Genomic DNA, 686 nt, shown 5'->3' with positions numbered 1-686 from the left:
GGCGAGTGGCGTGGCGATCCCTGGGGCGCGGTCTTGCTGGCCGAATGGAAGATCACCCAAGGTGGCTCGATGGTGCGGGCGTTGATCCCACCAGCCGGCGTCCATGCGCTCCGCAGCCCGCAGAACTTTGCCAAGATCGAGGCCCGCGCCGCTCACAGCCTGACCGGCCACGGCCGCCAGCTTTATGTGCTGCTTGCCGACAAGAAGCGGCTCGGACGGCCATTCTGGACCTTCACCGTGGACGAACTGCGCTCGCTCATGGGGGTGGCTGACAAGAAGTCCTATGAGGTTTGGGGGCAGTTCCGACGCTGGGTTCTGGACCCAGCCCTAACAGCGGTGAACGACTATGGCACGGTCGAGGTAAGCATGACCCCCGAGAAACAGGGCAGGTCGGTTCATGCCGTTACCTTCCGCTGGCGCTGGAAAGACCCGCACGACGCTGCCGAGACTGCCAGCGAGAACGCTCGCCACAGCGCTGCACGTCGTCGCCAGCAGGACACCGAAGACGCCCCGCCCCTCATCGCCGAAGAACCCCAAGCGGAACCGGCGTTAGCGTGGTGGCACAATCTCAGCCAGGTCGAGCGCGAGGACTGGTCGGATCGCGTCGGCCGCACCTTCAAGGCTGGCAACCTCACCGTTCCCAGGCGCGACACCGACCTTGCCCGTACTGCCTTCTCCGTTCATGA

Annotated in this window: 1 protein-coding gene; it reads left to right on the top strand. The window is 65.2% G+C overall.

What is annotated here, in order from left to right; translation table 11 throughout:
• Window positions 1–686 (top strand): replication initiation protein (locus tag CK240_RS17710; protein ID WP_135058943.1); only part of this gene is annotated, 686 nt, incomplete at both ends.

It is taken from the genome of Paracoccus salipaludis, from assembly GCF_002287065.1.
In the GTDB taxonomy this organism is placed as follows: Bacteria; Pseudomonadota; Alphaproteobacteria; order Rhodobacterales; family Rhodobacteraceae; genus Paracoccus; species Paracoccus salipaludis.
The sequence above is the reverse complement of the archived record's forward strand: the minus strand, read 5'-3'. Positions and strand labels throughout refer to the sequence as shown.